We start from the raw sequence: 16,319 nt of genomic DNA, 5'->3' as shown, positions 1-16,319 counted from the left end.
CTCAGGTGTGCTCCGGGGTGCGCAGTCGGGTGGAGAAGCGCCAGGTGGGGCCGAAGCCCAGTTCGGCCAAGGCGGCCACGGCCTTTTCGACGCGGCCGTCGACTTCGGAGTCGTCGCCGTTGAACAACACGCCGACGACACTGCCCGAGTGCGCTACCTGCACGCCCACGGCGCCGCACGTGTCGGCCAGCAGGAGCAGGCGGTCGAACTCGGGCTTGGGCAGGTAGCGCTGGTTGATGCGCGAGCTGGCGGTGGCCACGTAGCCCACGAGGCCCGGGTCGTGGTCCTTCATGCCTTCGCGCAGCAGCACCCGCAGTTCCTCGAAGCGCTCGATGTCGCGGTCGTCGTACTCGGCCGGGGTGAACTCCAGCGTGTCGACGCCGCTGCCCGTGCTGAAGCCCAGCACCTCGAAGGCGGGGAAGGCGGTGCCGAAGTCCTCGATGATCAGCGCGTCGCGCTGGGCGAAGAGCAGGGCGTGGTCGCCGAACATGATGGAGTCGGACGCCGTCTCGGCGGTGACGGCCAGGCGGGCCACCTCGACGCGTGGCAGTTGCACGCCGAAGCCGTCGGCCGTGGCCGTGATGGCGGCGATGACGTCGCTGGTCGACGAGCCCATGCCCCAGCCGATGGGGATGGTGCTCGACAGCTGTAGTTCGCCGCCCATGCCGTCGGCGCCGATATGGGCCAGCGTGAGCTCCGCCGCGTGGCGGGCCTTCCACTTCCAATCGGGCTGCACCCGCACGCCCTCGCCGCCCGGGCGGAAGACCGCCTCGGAGCAGTAGAGCCGGCACGGCAGCGTGACCAGGCCGCGCATCGCCCGGCCGGCGCCGCCGACGAACATGCCTTGCAGCAGTTCGCCGTGGTGGGCCATGGCCGAGCCGTTGCCCAGCGGTCCGTCGCTTATGGAACTGGCGTAGTTCTCCCAGGTCATTGTTCGCCCCCCTCGACGAATCGTCGGACGTGCCGGTCGAGGTCGGCTTCTGCCGCTCGCCACGACTTGTCTGCTTGCTCGACGGCCTCGACGTGCGCGGCGTGCTCGCCCCGCAACAGCTCCAGGCCTGCCTCGATCGACGACGGCGCCGGGCCGCCCCCGTACTTGCTTCCAGCCACGACCGAGGCGGGGTCGAGGCCGTCTTCTTCGATGTGGGTGCCCGCCGCTTCCAGTTGGTTGATCAGCGAGCCCACTTCGTGGTGGGCGTCGCGGAAGCTCTTGCCTTCGCCCACGACCAAGCGGTCGGCGAGGGCGGTGGCGGTGGTGTAGCCCTCGACGGCGCGCTGCAGCATGCGCTCGGGAACCGGGCGGGCGCCGTCGACCATGTAGGTGGCCAGGCGCATGGCGTCGGTGATCGAGCGCAGGCCCCGCCACACATGGCTGACAGCCTCGGTGCCCACGGCGATGGAGTTGGTGAACGGCGTGGCATGCATGGCGCCTGCCGCCGCCGTGAAGGCCCCGACGGCCGCAGTGGTGCGGCCCTGCACCTGTTCGAGCACGAACGGGTTGCGCTTCTGGGGCATGAGGCTGCTAGAGCCGACGAGGTCGTCGGGCAGCGTGAGGAAGCCGTACTCGCCGCCCAGCCACGGCAGCAGGTCGGCGGTGAGGCGGCTCAGGGTGACGCCCGCGATCGACGCGGCGGCCAGCAGGCGCAGCACGACGTCGCGGGAGGCGACGGCGTCGAGGGAGTGGGCCACGGGGTGGTCGAAGCCCAAGAGCTCGGCGGTGCGGGCCGGGTCGATGGGCAGCGACGTGCCGCCCGCAGAGCCGGCGCCCAGCGGGCAGCGGGCCAACCCGGTGCGGCCCGCGTCGAGGACGGCCGCCGCGTCGCGGCCGAGGGCGAAGGCCACCCCCGCCAGCCAGTGCCCGTAGGTGATCGGCACCGCGGGCTGGTAGTGGGTGTAGGCGGGCATGACCACGTCGGCGAACTCGGCGGCCCGTTCGATCAGCACGGCTTGCAGGCCGAGCACGGCGCGGGACAGTGCCAGCCATTCGTCGCGCAGCCGGAGCAGGAGGACGGTGGCGTTGAGGTCGTTGCGGGAGCGGCCGGTCTGCAGGACCCCGCCGTTGGGCAGGGCGCTCTCGTAGAGCAGGAACAGGCCGCGGCCCGCCTGCTTGCCCCGCAGCGCCGCGTAGTCGGTGGCCCGCAGTTCGTCGATGGCTCGCAGCACGGTGCGGGCCACGTCGTCGGCCACCAGGCCCTGTTCGGCCAGCATCAGCAGGTGGGCGCGGTCGACCTGGGTGATGGAGCCGAGCTCGGTGTCGATGGCCTCGTCGACCGTCGTGCCGAAGAGCATCTCGGCGATCTCGGGCTTGATGCCCGTGCTGATGCGGCCCGTTCCCGCCATCACGCTTCTGCCTTCACCCGCACGTCGAAGGCCCGCAGGGCTTCGTCGGCCGCCGACTGCGCCCCTGCCTCGCTGTCGGCGCACGTGAGCACGTGCCCGATGCGGTCGCGGAAGTCGCCCTCGCGCGTCACCGCGTCGCCTGCCGAGCGGGTCACCCGCACGTCGACGACATGCTCCACGGCCGCAGCCCGATCGGCCCCGTCCACGGCCTCCAGCGTGCCGGCGGCGGGGGCCAGGAGGAACCGGATGGCGCTGTGGCGGTTGCGGGTGGCGTCGAGGTGCGGACGTCCGCCCGTCACCAGGCGCACGGTCTCGGTCACCAGGTCGACGCCGGTGGCGTGGCGCACCATCTCGGGGATGTTCCCGCCGGCCAGCCGGGGGTTCACCTCGATGAGGGCGGGGCCTGCGGGCGTCAGGCGCAACTCGACGTGGGCTGGGCCGAAGTCGAGGCCGAGGGCTTCGAGGGCGGCCTCGGTGCAGGCGTGCACGGCGGCGTCGTCGTCCTCGCTCAACCGGGCGGGGAAGTCGTGGCCGATCTCCACGAACCACGGGGGCGGGCCCAGGTGCTTGCGCACCACGCCGAGCACCCGTCCGCCGAAGGCTTCGCAGGAGTACTCGGGGCCGACGGCCAGTTCCTCGACCAGCAGCCGGCCGGGCACGGCGATGCCCCGCTCGTTCACCGTCTGCGACAGGAGGGTGGCGGCGTGGGCGGCCACCTCGTCGGCGCTCTTGCACAGGCGCACGCCGATGGAGCCGCTGCCGCTCACCGGCTTGAGCACGACCGGCAGGCCGAAGTCGTCGGCTGCGGCGACGGCGTCGTCGACCGTCTCGACGGCCCGGAAGCCGGGGACGGGCACGCCTGCGTTGGCCAGGACGCTGCGCTGCTGCTCCTTGTCGCGGCAGCGGCGGATGGCCTCGGCGTCGGCGCCCGGCAGGCCGAGGGCGGCGGCAATGCTCGCCGCGGGGGCGATGAAGTACTCCGACGACGAGGTGACGCCGACGGGCTCCAGGCGGCGGGCCAGGTCGAGCACGGCCGCTTCGTCGCCGGTGTCGAGCACCTCGACGCGCAGGTCGTCCTCGGCGGCGTAGGGGTAGCGGGACGGGTCTTTGCACGCCAGCACCGGCTCGAAGCCCAGGTTGGCCGCGGCGCGGGCGAACAACCGCCCGGTGCCGGTGGTGTTGCTCTCGAGGAGGAGGACGCGATTGGCCATGGCTAGGGTTGAAATTCCTCGCCGGTGGCGTCTTCGTAGGTGCGGCGGCCCCAGAGCATGCGGCCCCACTCGCCGTCGCAGTCGTCGCGGCGCTCGACCAGCTTGGGCTCGTCGGGCAGGCCGGGCAGCCACACGTCGTGCTCCTGCAGCCACGCCTCGCTGTAGATGGTGTCCTGGTAGCGGTGGCCCTCGTCGGGCAGCATGCAGACGACGGCCTGGTCGGGGTTCCGCTCGGCGTACCACTTGGCCACCATGTACGACGCCCCGCTGGTGCCGCCCATGAACAGGCCGTGGCGACGGTGCAGCTGGCGGGTGGCGTGGAAGGCCTCGGCCGAGCTCGCCCAATGCACCTCGTCGAACACCGTGTGGTCGAGGTTCTTGGGCATGAGGCTGTTGCCCAGGCCTCGCAGCAGGCGCTTTTCGTCCTTGCCGCCGAACAGCACCGAGCCGTGGGTGTCGACGCCCACGGCATAGAGGTGGGAAAACGACGTGCGCAGGGCGGTGGCGGTGCCGCACATCGACCCGCCGGAGCCGACGGTGCCCACCAATGCGTCGACTTCGCCCAGGGCCTCTTCCAGGAACTCGGCCAGGTGCGCATAGGCCCCTGGGTTGTCGGGGTTCTCGTACTGCGACGGCCAAAAATGGTCGGGGTGCTGCTTGCCCAATTCAGCCACCCGGTCGAGGCGGGATTGCTGGTAGCCGCCGATGGCTGCGGGCTCGGCCACGATGTCGACGACCGCCCCCAGGTCCTCCAGCCGCCGCTTGAGCGGCTCGTCGATGACCGGGTCGCTGACGATGATCAGGCGGTAGCCCCGCAGCGCCGAAAGGATGGCCAAGGCCAGGCCGAAGGTGCCCGAGGTGGTCTCGATGATCACCGAGTCGGGGTGCAGCAGCCCCTCTTCCCGGGCCCGGTCGAGGATGTGCCGGGCGGGCAGGAGCTTCATGAGGTTGAAGGCGGCGCCGAACAGGTTGTCGCCGAGGGCGACGAGCCGGGGCAGTTCGATGGCTTCGGCGATGGTGGGGTGGATCGCCTTGAGCTTCATCGCCGCCCCACCACCCTTACCGGCGACCCGACGGGCGCGAGGCGGCCAGTACGGGCCGGGCGCTCGAAGTTCGGAGGTGTCGGTCGTTGTGCATGAAATGTCCTGTGTCGGAAACAGAAAAGCCCTCGGCCCGATCAAGTACCGAGCCGAGGGCCGTTTCCGTGTGTTGCACCTGCGTACGCCGGGCGGGATTCGAACCCGCATCTTTTGGTTTACAAGACCAAGGCTCTTAAGGCTTACGCCCGTTTACCGTTAAGCTACCGGCGCAGGATGGTGTTGCACGGGGGTGATCCGACGATGCGTCGTCGGGTCAGGCTCGCGGCGAGGAGTCGCTTATGTTCGCGATGTTCGCCGGGTGCCGAGCCCATGGGACGCGCTGGTTCGAGTCGTTGCGAACTTCGACTCGATGTCCTTCAGCGTGGCTTCCATGGTCGGTGTCCCCCCAGTGGTGTAGCAAGCGACATGATACGCGCACTGTCGCCCGTTGACTAGACACCTGCACAAAGTTTCTAGATGACCAACGGTGGCGCCATCTCCTCGGAGCCCGCCAAAATGCGGGCCAGCACGGGTCGATGGCGGTGCGAAAACGCCACGTGCTGCCTGCCCGCATGCACGTCGCGCAGCGAGCGCAGGAGGCGGCTGGAGGAGTACGCAGCCCGGCCGCCGCCCAGGCGGTGGGCCGTCGAGACGACCTCCACGGCCGTGTCGCAGGCGTGCTGGACGGCCAGCATCGACCGGGCCTGCGTGCGGCGGTCGGCACGGATCCCCTCGGCGGCCAAGGCGGTGATGTGCTGGGCGTTTACCACCAGCGCGGCGTGCGCAGCCTGGATGGCGCTGTCGGCGGCGGCCAGCTCGGCCAGGTGCACCGGGTCGTCCGGGAGGTGGGCCAACACCTGGTCGACGGCGCCGCGGGCGACGCCGACCAAGCCCGCCACCAGGCACGGCGCCAGCACCGTGAACAGGGGCATGCGCCACATGTCCCCGGCGGCCCATGGGCCGTCGAGAAACGAGCACGAGTAGTCGAGCCCGACGGCCACGTCGTCGACCGAGACGTCGTGGCTCCCGGTGGCGCACAGGCCGCTGGTGTCCCACGTCTCGTGCACTGTCACCTGGTCGGCAGGCAGGAAGAAGAGGCGGGGCACGGGATCGCCCTCGACGAAGGCGCCCATCCCGATCCATGACGAGTGCAGGCAGTTGCTGGTGAACGGCCACCGCCCGCTCAGGCGCCCTTCCTTATATGTGCCCAGAGCGGCGAACACCCCGGCGGCGCCGTCATCGGGCCGGGCGAACACCTCGGCAGCCACCGGCCGGGGGAGGTAGCCCGCGAACACCTTGCTGCCCGAGGCGATCGACGCACACCACGCCGTGCTGCCGTCGGCGGCCCCGATGGCCGCCAGCGTGTCGATGACGTCGGCCACCGGCGTCTCCGAGCCGCCCAACTCGGCGGGCAGGAGCATCCGGTTTACGCCGAGGCCGCGCAGCGCCTCGAGGGCCGGCTCGGGGATGCAGCGGCGCTGTTCGGCGTCGTCGGCGGCAGCTTCGACGGCGGCAATTGCCTCATCCAGGGACGTCATGGGGCAAAACCGTACGCCCCGGGGTGGGAAAGGGGGTGAAGTGGGATTGACGGGTGGGGGAGTGGGGCGTATGGTGGCGCCAAGTGGCGCGAAGGGGAGGGGTTCCTGAGCGCATCGAGGAGCAAAGTGGGAGCACACGATTCGAATGGCGCGGTTCTTCGGGAGGTACGAGCACTCGCTCGACCCGAAAGGGCGGGTGATCCTGCCCGCCAAGTTCCGCGCCGCCTTCGAGCACGGGGGCTATCTCACCCAGTTCCACGATCGCTGCCTCGCCCTCTGGACGCCCGAGGACTTCGACAAGCAGATGACGCAGATGGAAGCGGCCGCCGAGGAGAGCCGTGCGGAACGGAACCTGGCCCGGCTGTGGGCACAGGGGACGCAGGAAGTCGACGTGGACAAGCAGGGGCGGATCGCCATCCCGCATCACCTGCGGGAGTTCGCCCGGCTGGACGGCGATGTGTTGGTGAACGGCGCCATCACCAGGGTCGAGCTGTGGAGCCCGGCCGTGTGGGAGGCGAAGGTCGTGCCGGCAGAACGCCGGCTGACCGAGGACGAGGAGGACGACATCTAGATCTGGAGAACGGTGGTAGCTGGAGCATTGCCTGGAACATGCGCTGCCCCTCGATCGGCGAGGTGGAAGATCCCTACTCCGCCCGCTTCTGCCTTTGTCGATCGGGGAGACATCCCGACGGCTGCAAGCCGGTCGAGGGGCTGCGGATGAGCCAGGTGTTCGAGCACGAGCCGGTGATGGCCGACGAGATCGTCGCCATCTTCGGCGACGTGCCTCCGGGGTTGCTGATCGACGCAACGCTCGGAGGCGGAGGCCATGCCCGGGCCCTGCTGGGGGCTCATCCCCAATCGCGGCTGCTGGGCATCGACCAGGACGCCGACGCCCTGGCCGCCGCTGCCCGCACGCTGGCGCCCTTCGGCGATCGCGTGCAGTTGGTGCACGCCCGCTTCGACCGTTTGCCCGAGTTCGTTCAGGAACCCGTCAGCGGGGTGCTTTTCGATCTGGGCGTGTCGTCCTATCAATTGGACATGGCGGCACGAGGGTTCAGCTACCGAGCGGACGCCCCGCTCGACATGCGCATGGACCAGTCGGGCGGTCGCACCGCGGCTGACATCGTCAACGAGACCGACGAGCGCGAGCTGGCCTGGCTGTTCGCCGAGAACGGCGAGCGGCGTTTTGCCCGCCGCATCGCCTCGCGTGTCGTGGCCAACCGGCCCATCACCACCACCGCGCAACTGGCCGAGGTGGTGCGCGACGCCATCCCCGCCGCGGCCCGGCGCACGGGCGGCCACCCCGCCAAGCGCGTGTTCCAAGCGGTGCGCATCGCCGTCAACGACGAGCTGGCCATCCTGCCCGGCGCCCTCGACGCCGCCGTCGACGTGCTCCGCCCCGGCGGCCGCTGCGTCGTGCTCGCCTACCACTCGGGCGAGGACCGTATCGTCAAGGACCGCTTCCGTTACGCCGCCACCGGCGGGTGCGTGTGCCCGCCCGCCCTGCCGTGCGGGTGCGGGGCGGTGCCCACCGTGCGCCTGCTCAACCGGGGCAGCCGCAGCCCCTCCGCCGAAGAAGTGGCGCGCAACCCCCGGGCCGAAAGCGCCCGCCTGCGCGCCGTCGAGAAGCTCTCCGCCACTGCACCAGGGATGTCGCGATGACCGCCACGCACTACGACCGTGCCGTTGCCGCGCCCGCCCCGGCGCCGAAGCAGGCGCCCAAGCAGCGGCCGCCCCTGCGCGTCGTCAAGCCGGAGGACAACCGCCAGGTCGACCGGCGGCGCCGGGCGCGACTGCGCATCGGGTTCATGGTGCTGGTGGCCGTCGGCGGCCTCTTCGGGTTGGTGGCCTCGCACGTGGTCCTGACGCAGGGGCAGTTCCGCCTGCAGCGGGTCGAGGCCAACGCAGCCGAGCAGCAGGCCCAGTACGAGCGCTTGCGCCTACAGGTGGCCGAACTCGAATCGCCCCAGCGCATCGTGGCCGCCGCCCAGGAGCGGCTCGGCATGGTGACGCCGCCCGGCGTGCGCTACCTGTCGCCCACCGGCGTCAACGGCGGGCCGCCGCCGACCGCGGGCAAGGGCGCCCGCGAGCACGCCGCCCCGCAGTCGCCCGACTGGACCGCCGTCAAGCCCCACTTGGCGTCGAGGCCGTGAGCACCACCACCCGGACGCCCCGCAAGGGGCAGGCGCCGAGCACCCGGCCACGGCGGCCGGGCACGCCGGCGCCGGCGTCGCGTTCGAGCGAACGCCGCCCCCGGTCGGACCAGGCCGTCGTCACGGCCCGGTCGCGCAAGCGCCTCGTCGCCCTGCTCGTCGTACTGGTCATGGCCTTCACCGTGCTCGCGGCGCGGGTGACGCAGTTGCAGGGGTTGTCGCGCGACCGCTTCGTCGCCGTGGGGGAATCGCAGCGCGTGCGCGCCATGGCCCTGCCCGCCGAGCGGGGCTCGATCTTCGACCGCGACGGCCGGGAGCTGGCGCTGTCGGTGCGCCAGTCGACGGTGTGGGCCGACCCCCGCCTGGTGGTCGACCCGTTGGGCGCTTCCGAGGCGTTGGCCCCCATCCTCAAGTTGGAGCCGGCAGAGCTGCAGACACGGCTGACCCGCAAGGCCGCCTTCGTGTACCTGGCCCGCAAGGTCGACGACGAGACGGCCAAGCAGGTCAAGGACCTCAACCTGGCGGGCATCTCGCTGCTCGACGAACCCCAGCGGTTCCTGCCCGCGGGTGACCTGGCGGCCTCGCTCCTGGGCCGGGTGGGCCTCGACAACGAGGGCCTGTCGGGCTTGGAGACGAAGTTCGAGAAAGCATTGCGGGGCAAGCCCGGACGCATGGTGGTCGAGCGCGACCCGAGCGGGCGTGAGATCCCCGGCGGCGTGCGCCAGTTCGTGCCGTCGGCCCGCGGCGACGACTTGGTGCTGACCATCGACCGTTCGTTGCAGTACGAGACCGAGCGGGCGCTGGGCGCGCAGATCCTGCAGTCCAGCGCACACGGCGGCATGGCCATCGTCATGCAGACCCGCACCGGCGAAGTGCTGGCCATGGCCAACCTGCGCAAGGGCGAGAGCGGCGCCATCGAGCCCGCCCCCAACAACATGGCGTTGACCAACGTCTACGAGCCGGGCTCGGTCAACAAGATGATCACCATCTCCGGGGCGCTGGAGGAGAACCTCATCCAGCCCACCGACAAGCTGGTGGTGCCCGGGACCATCCGGGTGGCCGACCACACGTTCAAGGAGCACGACCCGCACCCGACCGAGCAGTGGTCGATCACCGACATCGTGGCCAACTCGTCGAACGTGGGGTCGATCATGATCGGCCAGAAGCTGGGCAAGAACCGGCTCGACGACTACATGCGCGACTTCGGCTTCGGCGAGCGCACGCCCATCGAGTTCCCCGGCGAGTCGTCGGGCCTGTTGCTCGACCCGGCCAAGTACTCGGGCACCTCGCTGGCCACCGTCTCCATCGGCCAAGGCGTGGCCGTCACCGCCCTGCAGATGCTGGCCGCCTACAACACGGTGGCCAACGGCGGCGTGTACGTGGGGCCCAAGCTGGTGAAGGCGACCATCGACACCAAGGGCGAGCGCCACGACACCAAGCCCTCCGACACCCGCCGGGTGATCTCGCCCGAGACGGCGGGGCAGATGACCTCGATGCTCAACGAGGTGGTGCGGGTGGGCACCGGCAAGCAGGCCGCCATCGACGGCTACACCGTGGGCGGCAAGACGGGCACCGCTCGCAAGCCCTTGGAGGACGCCCGTGGCTACAAGCCGGGCGCCTACGTGTCGAGCTTCGCAGGCTTCGTGCCCTCCGAGCAGCCGGAGCTGACCGCCATCGTCATGCTCGACGAGCCCACGACGATCTTCGGCGGGCTGGTGGCGGCGCCGGTGTTCGCCGAGATCTTGCGCTACGCCTTGCGGCAGTACCGCATCCCGCCGCCCGCCGCGGTGCCGCAGGCGCCCGCCAGCGGCGTGCCTGCCACCAATCCCAAGGACGCCGAAGGCGTGGGCGAAGCCGGTGACCCCTCGGACGGCACCACTACCATCCCCCCGTCCCCCAGCTCGCGAAATTCCCCGTAGGAGCGCGCGCTCCCGTGCAACTCGCTTCCCTTCTCGGCGGCGTCGACGTGCTCGAGCGACGCGGCGACCTCGACGTCGACGTTCGTTCCGTCACCCACGACTCGCAGCAGGTCGTGGCGGGCACCCTGTTCTGCTGCGTTCCCGGCGGGGCGGCCGACGGCCACGACTTCGCTCCCGCCGCAGTGTCGGCGGGCGCCGTGGCGCTGCTGTGCGAACGGGTGCTGCCGGTCGACGCCACCCAGGTGCGGGTGGCGTCCGCCCGGGCCTCGATGGGCCCCATCGCCTCGGCCCTCCACGGCCATCCGTCGCGACAACTGCGGGTGGCGGGGGTGACCGGCACCAACGGCAAGACGACGACCACCTACTTCCTGCGCTCGGTGCTCGAAGCGGCGGGCGTCAGCACTGCGGTGATCGGCACGCTGGGCGGCGCCCGCACCACGCCGGAAGCGCCCGAGCTGCAGGCGTTGCTGGCCCGTTCCGTCGAGGAGGGCCGCGGGGCGGTGACGATGGAGGTGTCGTCGCACGCACTGGCCCAGCACCGGGTCGACGGCACGTGGTTCGAGGTGGTGGCCTTCACCAACTTGAGCCAGGACCACCTCGACTACCACCGAGACATGGAGTCGTACTTCGCGGCGAAAGCGTCGTTGTTCGATCCGGGGCGCGCCCGCCTCGGCGTGGTGAACGGCGACGACCCGTGGGGCCGTCGGCTGTTGGAGAGCGTGGCCCTGCCGGTGCGGGCGTACTCCATGGCCGATGCCGACGGCTTGGCCCTGCGCACGACGGGAAGCTCGTTCTCCTGGCGGGGCCAGTCGGTCGAACTGCACCTCGGCGGCGACTTCAACGTGAGCAACGCCTTGTGCGCGGCGGCCATGGCCGACGCCCTCGGCGTGGCGGCCGAGGCGGTGGCCGCCGGGCTGTCGTCGTTGCGGGCCGTGCCCGGCCGCTTCGAGCCGGTCGACGCGGGCCAGGACTTCACCGTGGTGGTCGACTACGCCCATACGCCCGACGGGCTGACGAGGGTGCTGCAGTCGGCCCGCGCTGCGTCGGAGGGCCGGGTCATAGCGGTCTTCGGCTGCGGCGGCGACCGCGACAGGGCCAAGCGCCCGCAGATGGGGGAGGCGGCGTCGACCTTGGCCGACGTCGCCGTGCTCACCAACGACAACCCCCGGAGCGAAGACCCCATGGCCATCATCGGCGAAGTGTTGGCGGGCGTGCCGCTGCGGCGGTCGGTTGTCGTCGAACCCGATCGGGAGGCCGCCATCGCGTTGGCGCTGGAGGCCGCGGGGCCGGGCGACATCGTGGTCATCGCGGGCAAGGGGCACGAGACGGGCCAGACGACGGGCGACGTGACCGTCGACTTCGACGACCGCGTAGTGGCCCGCCGCCTGTTGGAGGCGCGCTCGTGATCGCCCTCGTGCTCTCGGGCGGGATCGCCCTGCTCTTCTCGCTGATCGGCACCCCGTTGTTGATCCGCTGGTTACAGGCCCAGGGCATCGGCCAGCAGATACGCGAGGACGGCCCCGAGGGCCACATCACCAAGGCGGGCACGCCGACCATGGGCGGCCTGATGATCGTGGCGGGCGCCGTCGTCGGCTACCTCGTCGGCCACGCCCGGGCGGGCGCCATCTACACCCGGGCCGGGCTGCTCGTGCTGTTGGTAGTGGTGGGCTTGGGCGTCGTCGGCCTGGCCGACGACTGGATCAAGGTGCGGCGCCAGCGCTCCCTCGGCCTCAACAAGCGGGCCAAGATGGCCGGGCAGTTGGTGGTGGCCGGTGGCTTCGCCTTCCTCGCCACATGGTGGGTGGGCGTCGACGACGCTCTTTCCTTCACCCGGGCCGGTGCGCCGGGCACCCCCGACCTCGGCTGGGTGTGGATGGTGTGGGCCGTGTTGGTGATCATCGGCTCGTCGAACGCCGTGAACCTGACCGACGGCCTCGACGGGTTGGCCGCGGGCTCCGCCGCCTTTGCCTTTTCCGCCTTCGCCATCATGGGGTTCTGGCAGTTCCGGCACCTCGACGTGTACGGCATCTCCCAGGCCCTCGACCTCGCCCTGTTGGCGGTGGCGCTGACCGGCGCCTGCGCCGGGTTCCTGTGGTGGAACGCCGCCCCCGCCCGCATCTTCATGGGCGACACCGGCTCGCTGGCCATCGGCGGCGGCCTGGCCGCGCTGGCGCTGGTGATGAAGCTCGACCTCTTGCTGCCGGTCATCAGCGGGCTCTACGTGCTCGTCACCTTGTCGGTGATCGTGCAGGTGGTCAGCTTCCGTTTCTTCCACCGCCGGGTCTTCCGCATGGCCCCCATCCACCACCACTTCGAGTTGGCCGGGTGGCCGGAGACCACGGTCATCGTGCGCTTCTGGATCCTGGCGGGTCTGTGCACGGCCATGGCCCTCGGCGTCTTCTACGCCGACTTCATCTCCCTCGGCGGCGTCGACTGATGCGAGCGGTGGTGGTGGGCCTGGGCGTCACCGGCCGGGCCGTGAGCCGAGTGCTGCGCGAGGACGGTTACGACGTGGCCGTCTACGACGACCGTCCGGTGGAAGCCGCCGACGTCGAGGTGCTGGCCGAGCTCGACCTGGCGGGCGCCGACCTGGTGGTGCCCAGCCCTGGCGTGCCCGCCCACCATCCCGTGTTCGCGGCGGCGGCCGCCGCGGGCGTGCCCGTGCTCAGCGAGATCGAGCTCGCGTGGCGGCGGGCGTCGATGCCGCTGGTGGCCGTCACCGGCACCAACGGCAAGACGACGGTGACCACGCTGGTGGCCGAGATGCTCAACCGCTCAGGCCGTCGGGCGGTGGCGGCCGGGAACATCGGCCTGCCCTTGGTCGACGCCGTCGAACGCGATGTCGACGTGGTGGTGGCCGAGGTGTCGTCGTTCCAGTTGCAGCACACCGACGGGTTCCGTCCCCGCGTGGCGGTGTGGCTGAACCTGGCCGAAGACCACCTCGACTGGCACCCGACCATGGCGCACTACACCGCGGCCAAGGCCCGCATCTGGGCCAACCAGGCCGACGACGACCTGGCCTTGGTGAACGCCGAGGACGCCGCGGTGATGCTCGCTGCCGCCTCGGTTCCGGCGCGGCTGGAGACGTTCGGACGCGGTGACGCCGACTGGCGCGTGGAAGGCGAAGCACTGGTGGGGCCGATCGGTCCTGTGGTGCCGTTGGCCGAGCTGCCCCGCACGTTGCCGCACGATGTGTCGAACTCGTTGGCCGCCGTCGGCGCGGCCGTGGCCGCCGGTGCCGACCTGGCGTCGTGCGCGCACGTGTTGGCCGAGTTCCGGGGGCTCCCCCATCGCGTGGAGCTGGTAGGCGACGCTGGTGGGGTGCGGTTCTTCGACGACTCCAAGGCGACGACGCCCGCTTCGGTGCTCGCCGCCGTGTCGGGGTTCGACTCGGTGGTGCTGGTGGCGGGCGGGCGCAACAAGGGGCTCGACCTCGGCGTGCTGCGCTCGGTGGCGCCCAAGCTGCGCGCCGTCGTCGCCATCGGCGATGCCGCAGGCGAGGTGGAGAAGGCTTTTTTCGGTGTCGTGCCGGTGACGGTGGCGACGTCGATGGACGAAGCCGTCGCCCAGGCCCGCACCGCCGCCCAACCGGGCGACGTGGTGCTGTTGTCGCCGGGGTGCGCGTCGTTCGACTGGTACCGCAACTACGCCGAGCGCGGCGACGACTTCCGCCGCGCCGTCCTCGAACAGGTGGACGCCTGATGCCCTCCACGATCGACCCCGAGGCCCACGCCCGCCTGGTGGCGGCTCGCGCCGCCACCCGCACCCGCCACCCCACCGCCCATCGGCGCCCGCCTGCGCCGAAAACGCAGGCGGCGTCGAACCCGAAGTTGCGTACGAATCGCGCGGCAAAGCAGCGCGAAAAGTCCGCAACTTCGACCGGGTACCTGTTGCTGCTGGCCCTCGTCACGGTGTTGTGCGTCATCGGCCTGGTCATGGTGCTGTCGTCGTCGTCGGTGGAGGCGCTGCGGCGCTACGGCTCGGCGTGGCTGTTCTTCAAGCGCCAACTGATGTGGCTGGGCGTGGGCACCGCCGTGCTGGTGGTGGCCGCTCGCACCGACTACCGCACATGGCGACGCTTCACCGTGCCCGCCATGGCAGCCAGCTTCGCCTTGCTCACGCTGGTGCTCGTGCCCGGCGTCGGCATCACGGTGAGCGGCTCCAGCCGGTGGCTCGGCATCGGCAGTTGGCGCATCCAGCCGTCGGAGATGGCCAAGCTCGCTGTGCTGCTGTTCATCGCCGACCTCCTGGCCCGGCGCGGCAACCGGGTCGACGACGCCCGGGAGACGCTGCGCCCGTCGTTGCTGGCCTTCGGCGCCGTGGCCTTCCTCGTCATGCTCCAGCCCGACATGGGTACCACCTTGGTGCTCGGCTGCATCACCATGGCCCTGCTGTTCGTGGCGGGCACGCCGTTGCGCCATATGGCCACCCTCGGCGTGGTCTCTGTGGTCGGTGCGTTCGTGTTGGGCATGGCCGAGCCGTACCGGCGGGCTCGCATGATGTCGTTCCTCGATCCCTGGGCCGACGCCGACAACACCGGGTACCAAGTGGCCCAGTCGATCGTGGGGCTGGCCGACGGCGGCATCACCGGGGTGGGCGTGGGTGCCAGTCGGGCCAAGTGGGGCTTCCTGCCCAACGCCCACACCGACTTCATCTTCACCATCATCGGCGAGGAGATGGGCTTGATCGGCAGCCTGCTCGTGCTCGGGCTGTTCGTGGCCTTCGCCGTGCTCGGCGTGCGCGCCGCGGTGCGGGCGCCCGACCGCTTCGGCATGCTGCTCGCCGCGGGGGTCACCGCCTGGATCGGGGGGCAGGCCTTCATCAACATCGGCGCCGTCATCGGCATCCTCCCGGTGACCGGGGTGCCGATGCCGTTCGTGTCGTTCGGCGGCTCGTCGCTCGTCATCATCATGGGCGCCGTCGGCATCCTGTTGAACATCGCCAGGCAGAGCCGGCGCAGCCGTCCCGCCGACTGATGGCCGAACGCACCTGGGCGGTCATCGCCGGGGGCGGCACGGCAGGCCACGTGCTGCCTGCGCTGTCCGCGGCCAAGGCGCTGGTGGCCCGTGGGCACTCGCCGGAGTCGATTCACTTCGTCGGCTCGCGCCGCGGGCTGGAAGCGACACTGGTGCCCGCCGAAGGCTTTTCGGTGACGCTCTTGCCGGGGCGGGGCATCGCCCGCCGGCTGACGCTCGACAACGTGGGTGCGGTGTTCGGCCTGCTGGGCGCCGTCGTGCAAGGACTGGTGCTCGTCTTCCGCTTGCGGCCCGCCGTGGTGCTCTCGGTCGGCGGCTACGCCTCGGTGCCGTGCGCGTTGGCGGCCGTGGTGCTGCGGGTGCCGTTGGTGCTCCACGACCAGAACGCCGTACCCGGCTTGGCGAACCGGTTGGCGGGCCGCTTCGCCCGGGCCGCTGCGGTGTCGTTCCCGGGCACGCCGCTGCCGCGCGCCGTCGTGACCGGCAACCCAGTCCGCGACGAGGTGCGTTCGGTGCCCGGCCGGGCGACCGCTCGCGCCGCGCTTGGGCTGCCTGACGACCGCTTCGTGGTGGGGGTGTTCGGCGGTTCGCTGGGCGCCCGCTCGATCAACCGGGCTGTCGTGGGCTGGGCGGGGCGCGACGACACGGTCGTGTACCACGTGGTCGGCCGGCGCGACTGGGCCGAGATGTCGACGCCGGTCGGCCCCTGGCACCGGCCCGTGGAGTACGAGCAGCGCTTGCCGCTCCTGCTTGCCGCCGCCGACATCGTGGTGTGCCGAGCCGGTGGCACGACGGTGGCGGAGTTGGCCGTGGTGGGCGTGCCCGCCGTACTGGTGCCGCTGCCGTATGCGCCCGGCGACCACCAGACGGCCAACGCCCGTGCACTGGTGGACGCCGGCGGTGCCGTGCTGGTGCGCGACGACGAGCTGTCGCCCGAACGGCTCGACGCCGAGCTCTCCGCCTTGCTGGCGAGCCGCTTGAAGCTGGAGTCGATGGCCGACGCGGCGCGCTCAGTTGGTGTCCCCGATGCCGCCGACCGCCTGGCCGCCGTGGTGGAAGCCCACGCCCGCCGCTGTTCTGGTCCGTCGATCCGGCGCTCTGGC

General features: G+C 71.2%; 14 protein-coding genes and 1 tRNA gene. 9 read left to right on the top strand and 6 right to left on the bottom strand.

Annotated features, from left to right (window positions below; genetic code table 11):
* Position 1 precedes the first annotated feature (1 nt).
* The 6 genes from VM938_04930 to VM938_04905 form a co-directional block, all read right to left on the bottom strand.
* Entirely contained in the window at positions 2 to 931 is a 930-nt protein-coding gene (locus VM938_04930) for a hypothetical protein (protein ID HVF74370.1), read from the bottom strand.
* Complete coding sequence (locus VM938_04925) at positions 928 to 2,340, bottom strand: argininosuccinate lyase (protein HVF74369.1); 1,413 nt, start codon at positions 2,338 to 2,340, stop codon at positions 928 to 930. Before VM938_04925 ends, VM938_04930 begins: the two co-directional genes overlap by 4 nt.
* Complete coding sequence (locus VM938_04920; GenBank protein ID HVF74368.1) at positions 2,340 to 3,551, bottom strand: ATP-grasp domain-containing protein; 1,212 nt, start codon at positions 3,549 to 3,551, stop codon at positions 2,340 to 2,342. The genes VM938_04925 and VM938_04920 overlap by 1 nt, the downstream gene beginning before the upstream one ends.
* Before the next feature lie 2 nt (positions 3,552 to 3,553).
* Positions 3,554 to 4,594, bottom strand: a complete 1,041-nt coding sequence (locus VM938_04915) for a cysteine synthase family protein (GenBank protein HVF74367.1) — start codon at positions 4,592 to 4,594, stop codon at positions 3,554 to 3,556.
* A gap of 177 nt (positions 4,595 to 4,771) precedes the next feature.
* Positions 4,772 to 4,861: transfer RNA gene (locus VM938_04910), tRNA-Thr, on the bottom strand.
* A gap of 242 nt (positions 4,862 to 5,103) precedes the next feature.
* Entirely contained in the window at positions 5,104 to 6,168 is a 1,065-nt protein-coding gene (locus tag VM938_04905) for a hypothetical protein (protein ID HVF74366.1), read from the bottom strand.
* Between the two features lie 145 nt (positions 6,169 to 6,313).
* On the opposite strand from VM938_04905, the gene mraZ reads away from it, so the two are divergent.
* From mraZ to murG, 9 genes are all read left to right on the top strand, one after another.
* On the top strand, positions 6,314 to 6,739 hold the full coding sequence (gene mraZ, locus VM938_04900; protein ID HVF74365.1) for a division/cell wall cluster transcriptional repressor MraZ: 426 nt from the start codon (positions 6,314 to 6,316) through the stop codon (positions 6,737 to 6,739).
* 38 nt (positions 6,740 to 6,777) lie between these two features.
* Positions 6,778 to 7,830, top strand: a complete 1,053-nt coding sequence (rsmH, locus tag VM938_04895; protein ID HVF74364.1) for a 16S rRNA (cytosine(1402)-N(4))-methyltransferase RsmH — start codon at positions 6,778 to 6,780, stop codon at positions 7,828 to 7,830.
* Positions 7,827 to 8,321 carry a hypothetical protein gene (locus VM938_04890; GenBank protein ID HVF74363.1) on the top strand — a complete coding sequence of 165 codons (495 nt, stop codon included), beginning with the start codon at positions 7,827 to 7,829 and terminating at the stop codon, positions 8,319 to 8,321. The genes rsmH and VM938_04890 overlap by 4 nt, the downstream gene beginning before the upstream one ends.
* The gene (locus VM938_04885) at positions 8,318 to 10,240 is read left to right on the top strand and encodes a penicillin-binding protein 2 (GenBank protein HVF74362.1); all 1,923 of its coding nucleotides are present in this window, start codon (positions 8,318 to 8,320) and stop codon (positions 10,238 to 10,240) included. Before VM938_04890 ends, VM938_04885 begins: the two co-directional genes overlap by 4 nt.
* Positions 10,241 to 10,254: 14 nt before the next feature.
* Positions 10,255 to 11,646: a UDP-N-acetylmuramoyl-L-alanyl-D-glutamate--2,6-diaminopimelate ligase gene (locus tag VM938_04880; GenBank protein HVF74361.1), complete on the top strand. Its 1,392-nt coding sequence runs from the start codon at positions 10,255 to 10,257 to the stop codon at positions 11,644 to 11,646.
* The gene (gene mraY, locus VM938_04875; protein HVF74360.1) at positions 11,643 to 12,677 is read left to right on the top strand and encodes a phospho-N-acetylmuramoyl-pentapeptide-transferase; all 1,035 of its coding nucleotides are present in this window, start codon (positions 11,643 to 11,645) and stop codon (positions 12,675 to 12,677) included. Before VM938_04880 ends, mraY begins: the two co-directional genes overlap by 4 nt.
* Positions 12,677 to 13,942: a UDP-N-acetylmuramoyl-L-alanine--D-glutamate ligase gene (gene murD / locus VM938_04870; GenBank protein HVF74359.1), complete on the top strand. Its 1,266-nt coding sequence runs from the start codon at positions 12,677 to 12,679 to the stop codon at positions 13,940 to 13,942. The genes mraY and murD overlap by 1 nt, the downstream gene beginning before the upstream one ends.
* Positions 13,942 to 15,216, top strand: coding sequence for a putative lipid II flippase FtsW (gene ftsW / locus VM938_04865; protein ID HVF74358.1), 1,275 nt, complete (start codon positions 13,942 to 13,944; stop codon positions 15,214 to 15,216). Before murD ends, ftsW begins: the two co-directional genes overlap by 1 nt.
* Positions 15,216 to 16,319, top strand: a 1,104-nt coding sequence (gene murG / locus VM938_04860; protein ID HVF74357.1) for an undecaprenyldiphospho-muramoylpentapeptide beta-N-acetylglucosaminyltransferase, incomplete at its 3' end; no start/stop codon positions are given. The genes ftsW and murG, both read left to right, overlap by 1 nt.

This window comes from Acidimicrobiales bacterium (genome assembly GCA_035536915.1).
Taxonomy (GTDB): Bacteria; Actinomycetota; Acidimicrobiia; order Acidimicrobiales; family JAHWLA01; genus JAHWLA01.
This window is presented reverse-complemented; position numbering and strand designations above follow the sequence as displayed.

Excerpts from the sequence above, each read along its gene's own strand:
- VM938_04915 (HVF74367.1), bottom strand. The coding sequence starts at position 4,594 with ATGAAGCTCAAGGCGATCCACCCCACCATCGCCGAAGCCATCGAACTG.
- VM938_04920 (HVF74368.1), bottom strand. The coding sequence starts at position 3,551 with ATGGCCAATCGCGTCCTCCTCCTCGAGAGCAACACCACCGGCACCGGG.
- murD (HVF74359.1), top strand. The coding sequence starts at position 12,677 with ATGCGAGCGGTGGTGGTGGGCCTGGGCGTCACCGGCCGGGCCGTGAGC.
- VM938_04890 (HVF74363.1), top strand. The coding sequence starts at position 7,827 with ATGACCGCCACGCACTACGACCGTGCCGTTGCCGCGCCCGCCCCGGCG.
- VM938_04905 (HVF74366.1), bottom strand. The coding sequence starts at position 6,168 with ATGACGTCCCTGGATGAGGCAATTGCCGCCGTCGAAGCTGCCGCCGAC.
- mraZ (HVF74365.1), top strand. The coding sequence starts at position 6,314 with ATGGCGCGGTTCTTCGGGAGGTACGAGCACTCGCTCGACCCGAAAGGG.
- VM938_04930 (HVF74370.1), bottom strand. The coding sequence starts at position 931 with ATGACCTGGGAGAACTACGCCAGTTCCATAAGCGACGGACCGCTGGGC.
- rsmH (HVF74364.1), top strand. The coding sequence starts at position 6,778 with ATGCGCTGCCCCTCGATCGGCGAGGTGGAAGATCCCTACTCCGCCCGC.
- ftsW (HVF74358.1), top strand. The coding sequence starts at position 13,942 with ATGCCCTCCACGATCGACCCCGAGGCCCACGCCCGCCTGGTGGCGGCT.
- VM938_04925 (HVF74369.1), bottom strand. The coding sequence starts at position 2,340 with ATGGCGGGAACGGGCCGCATCAGCACGGGCATCAAGCCCGAGATCGCC.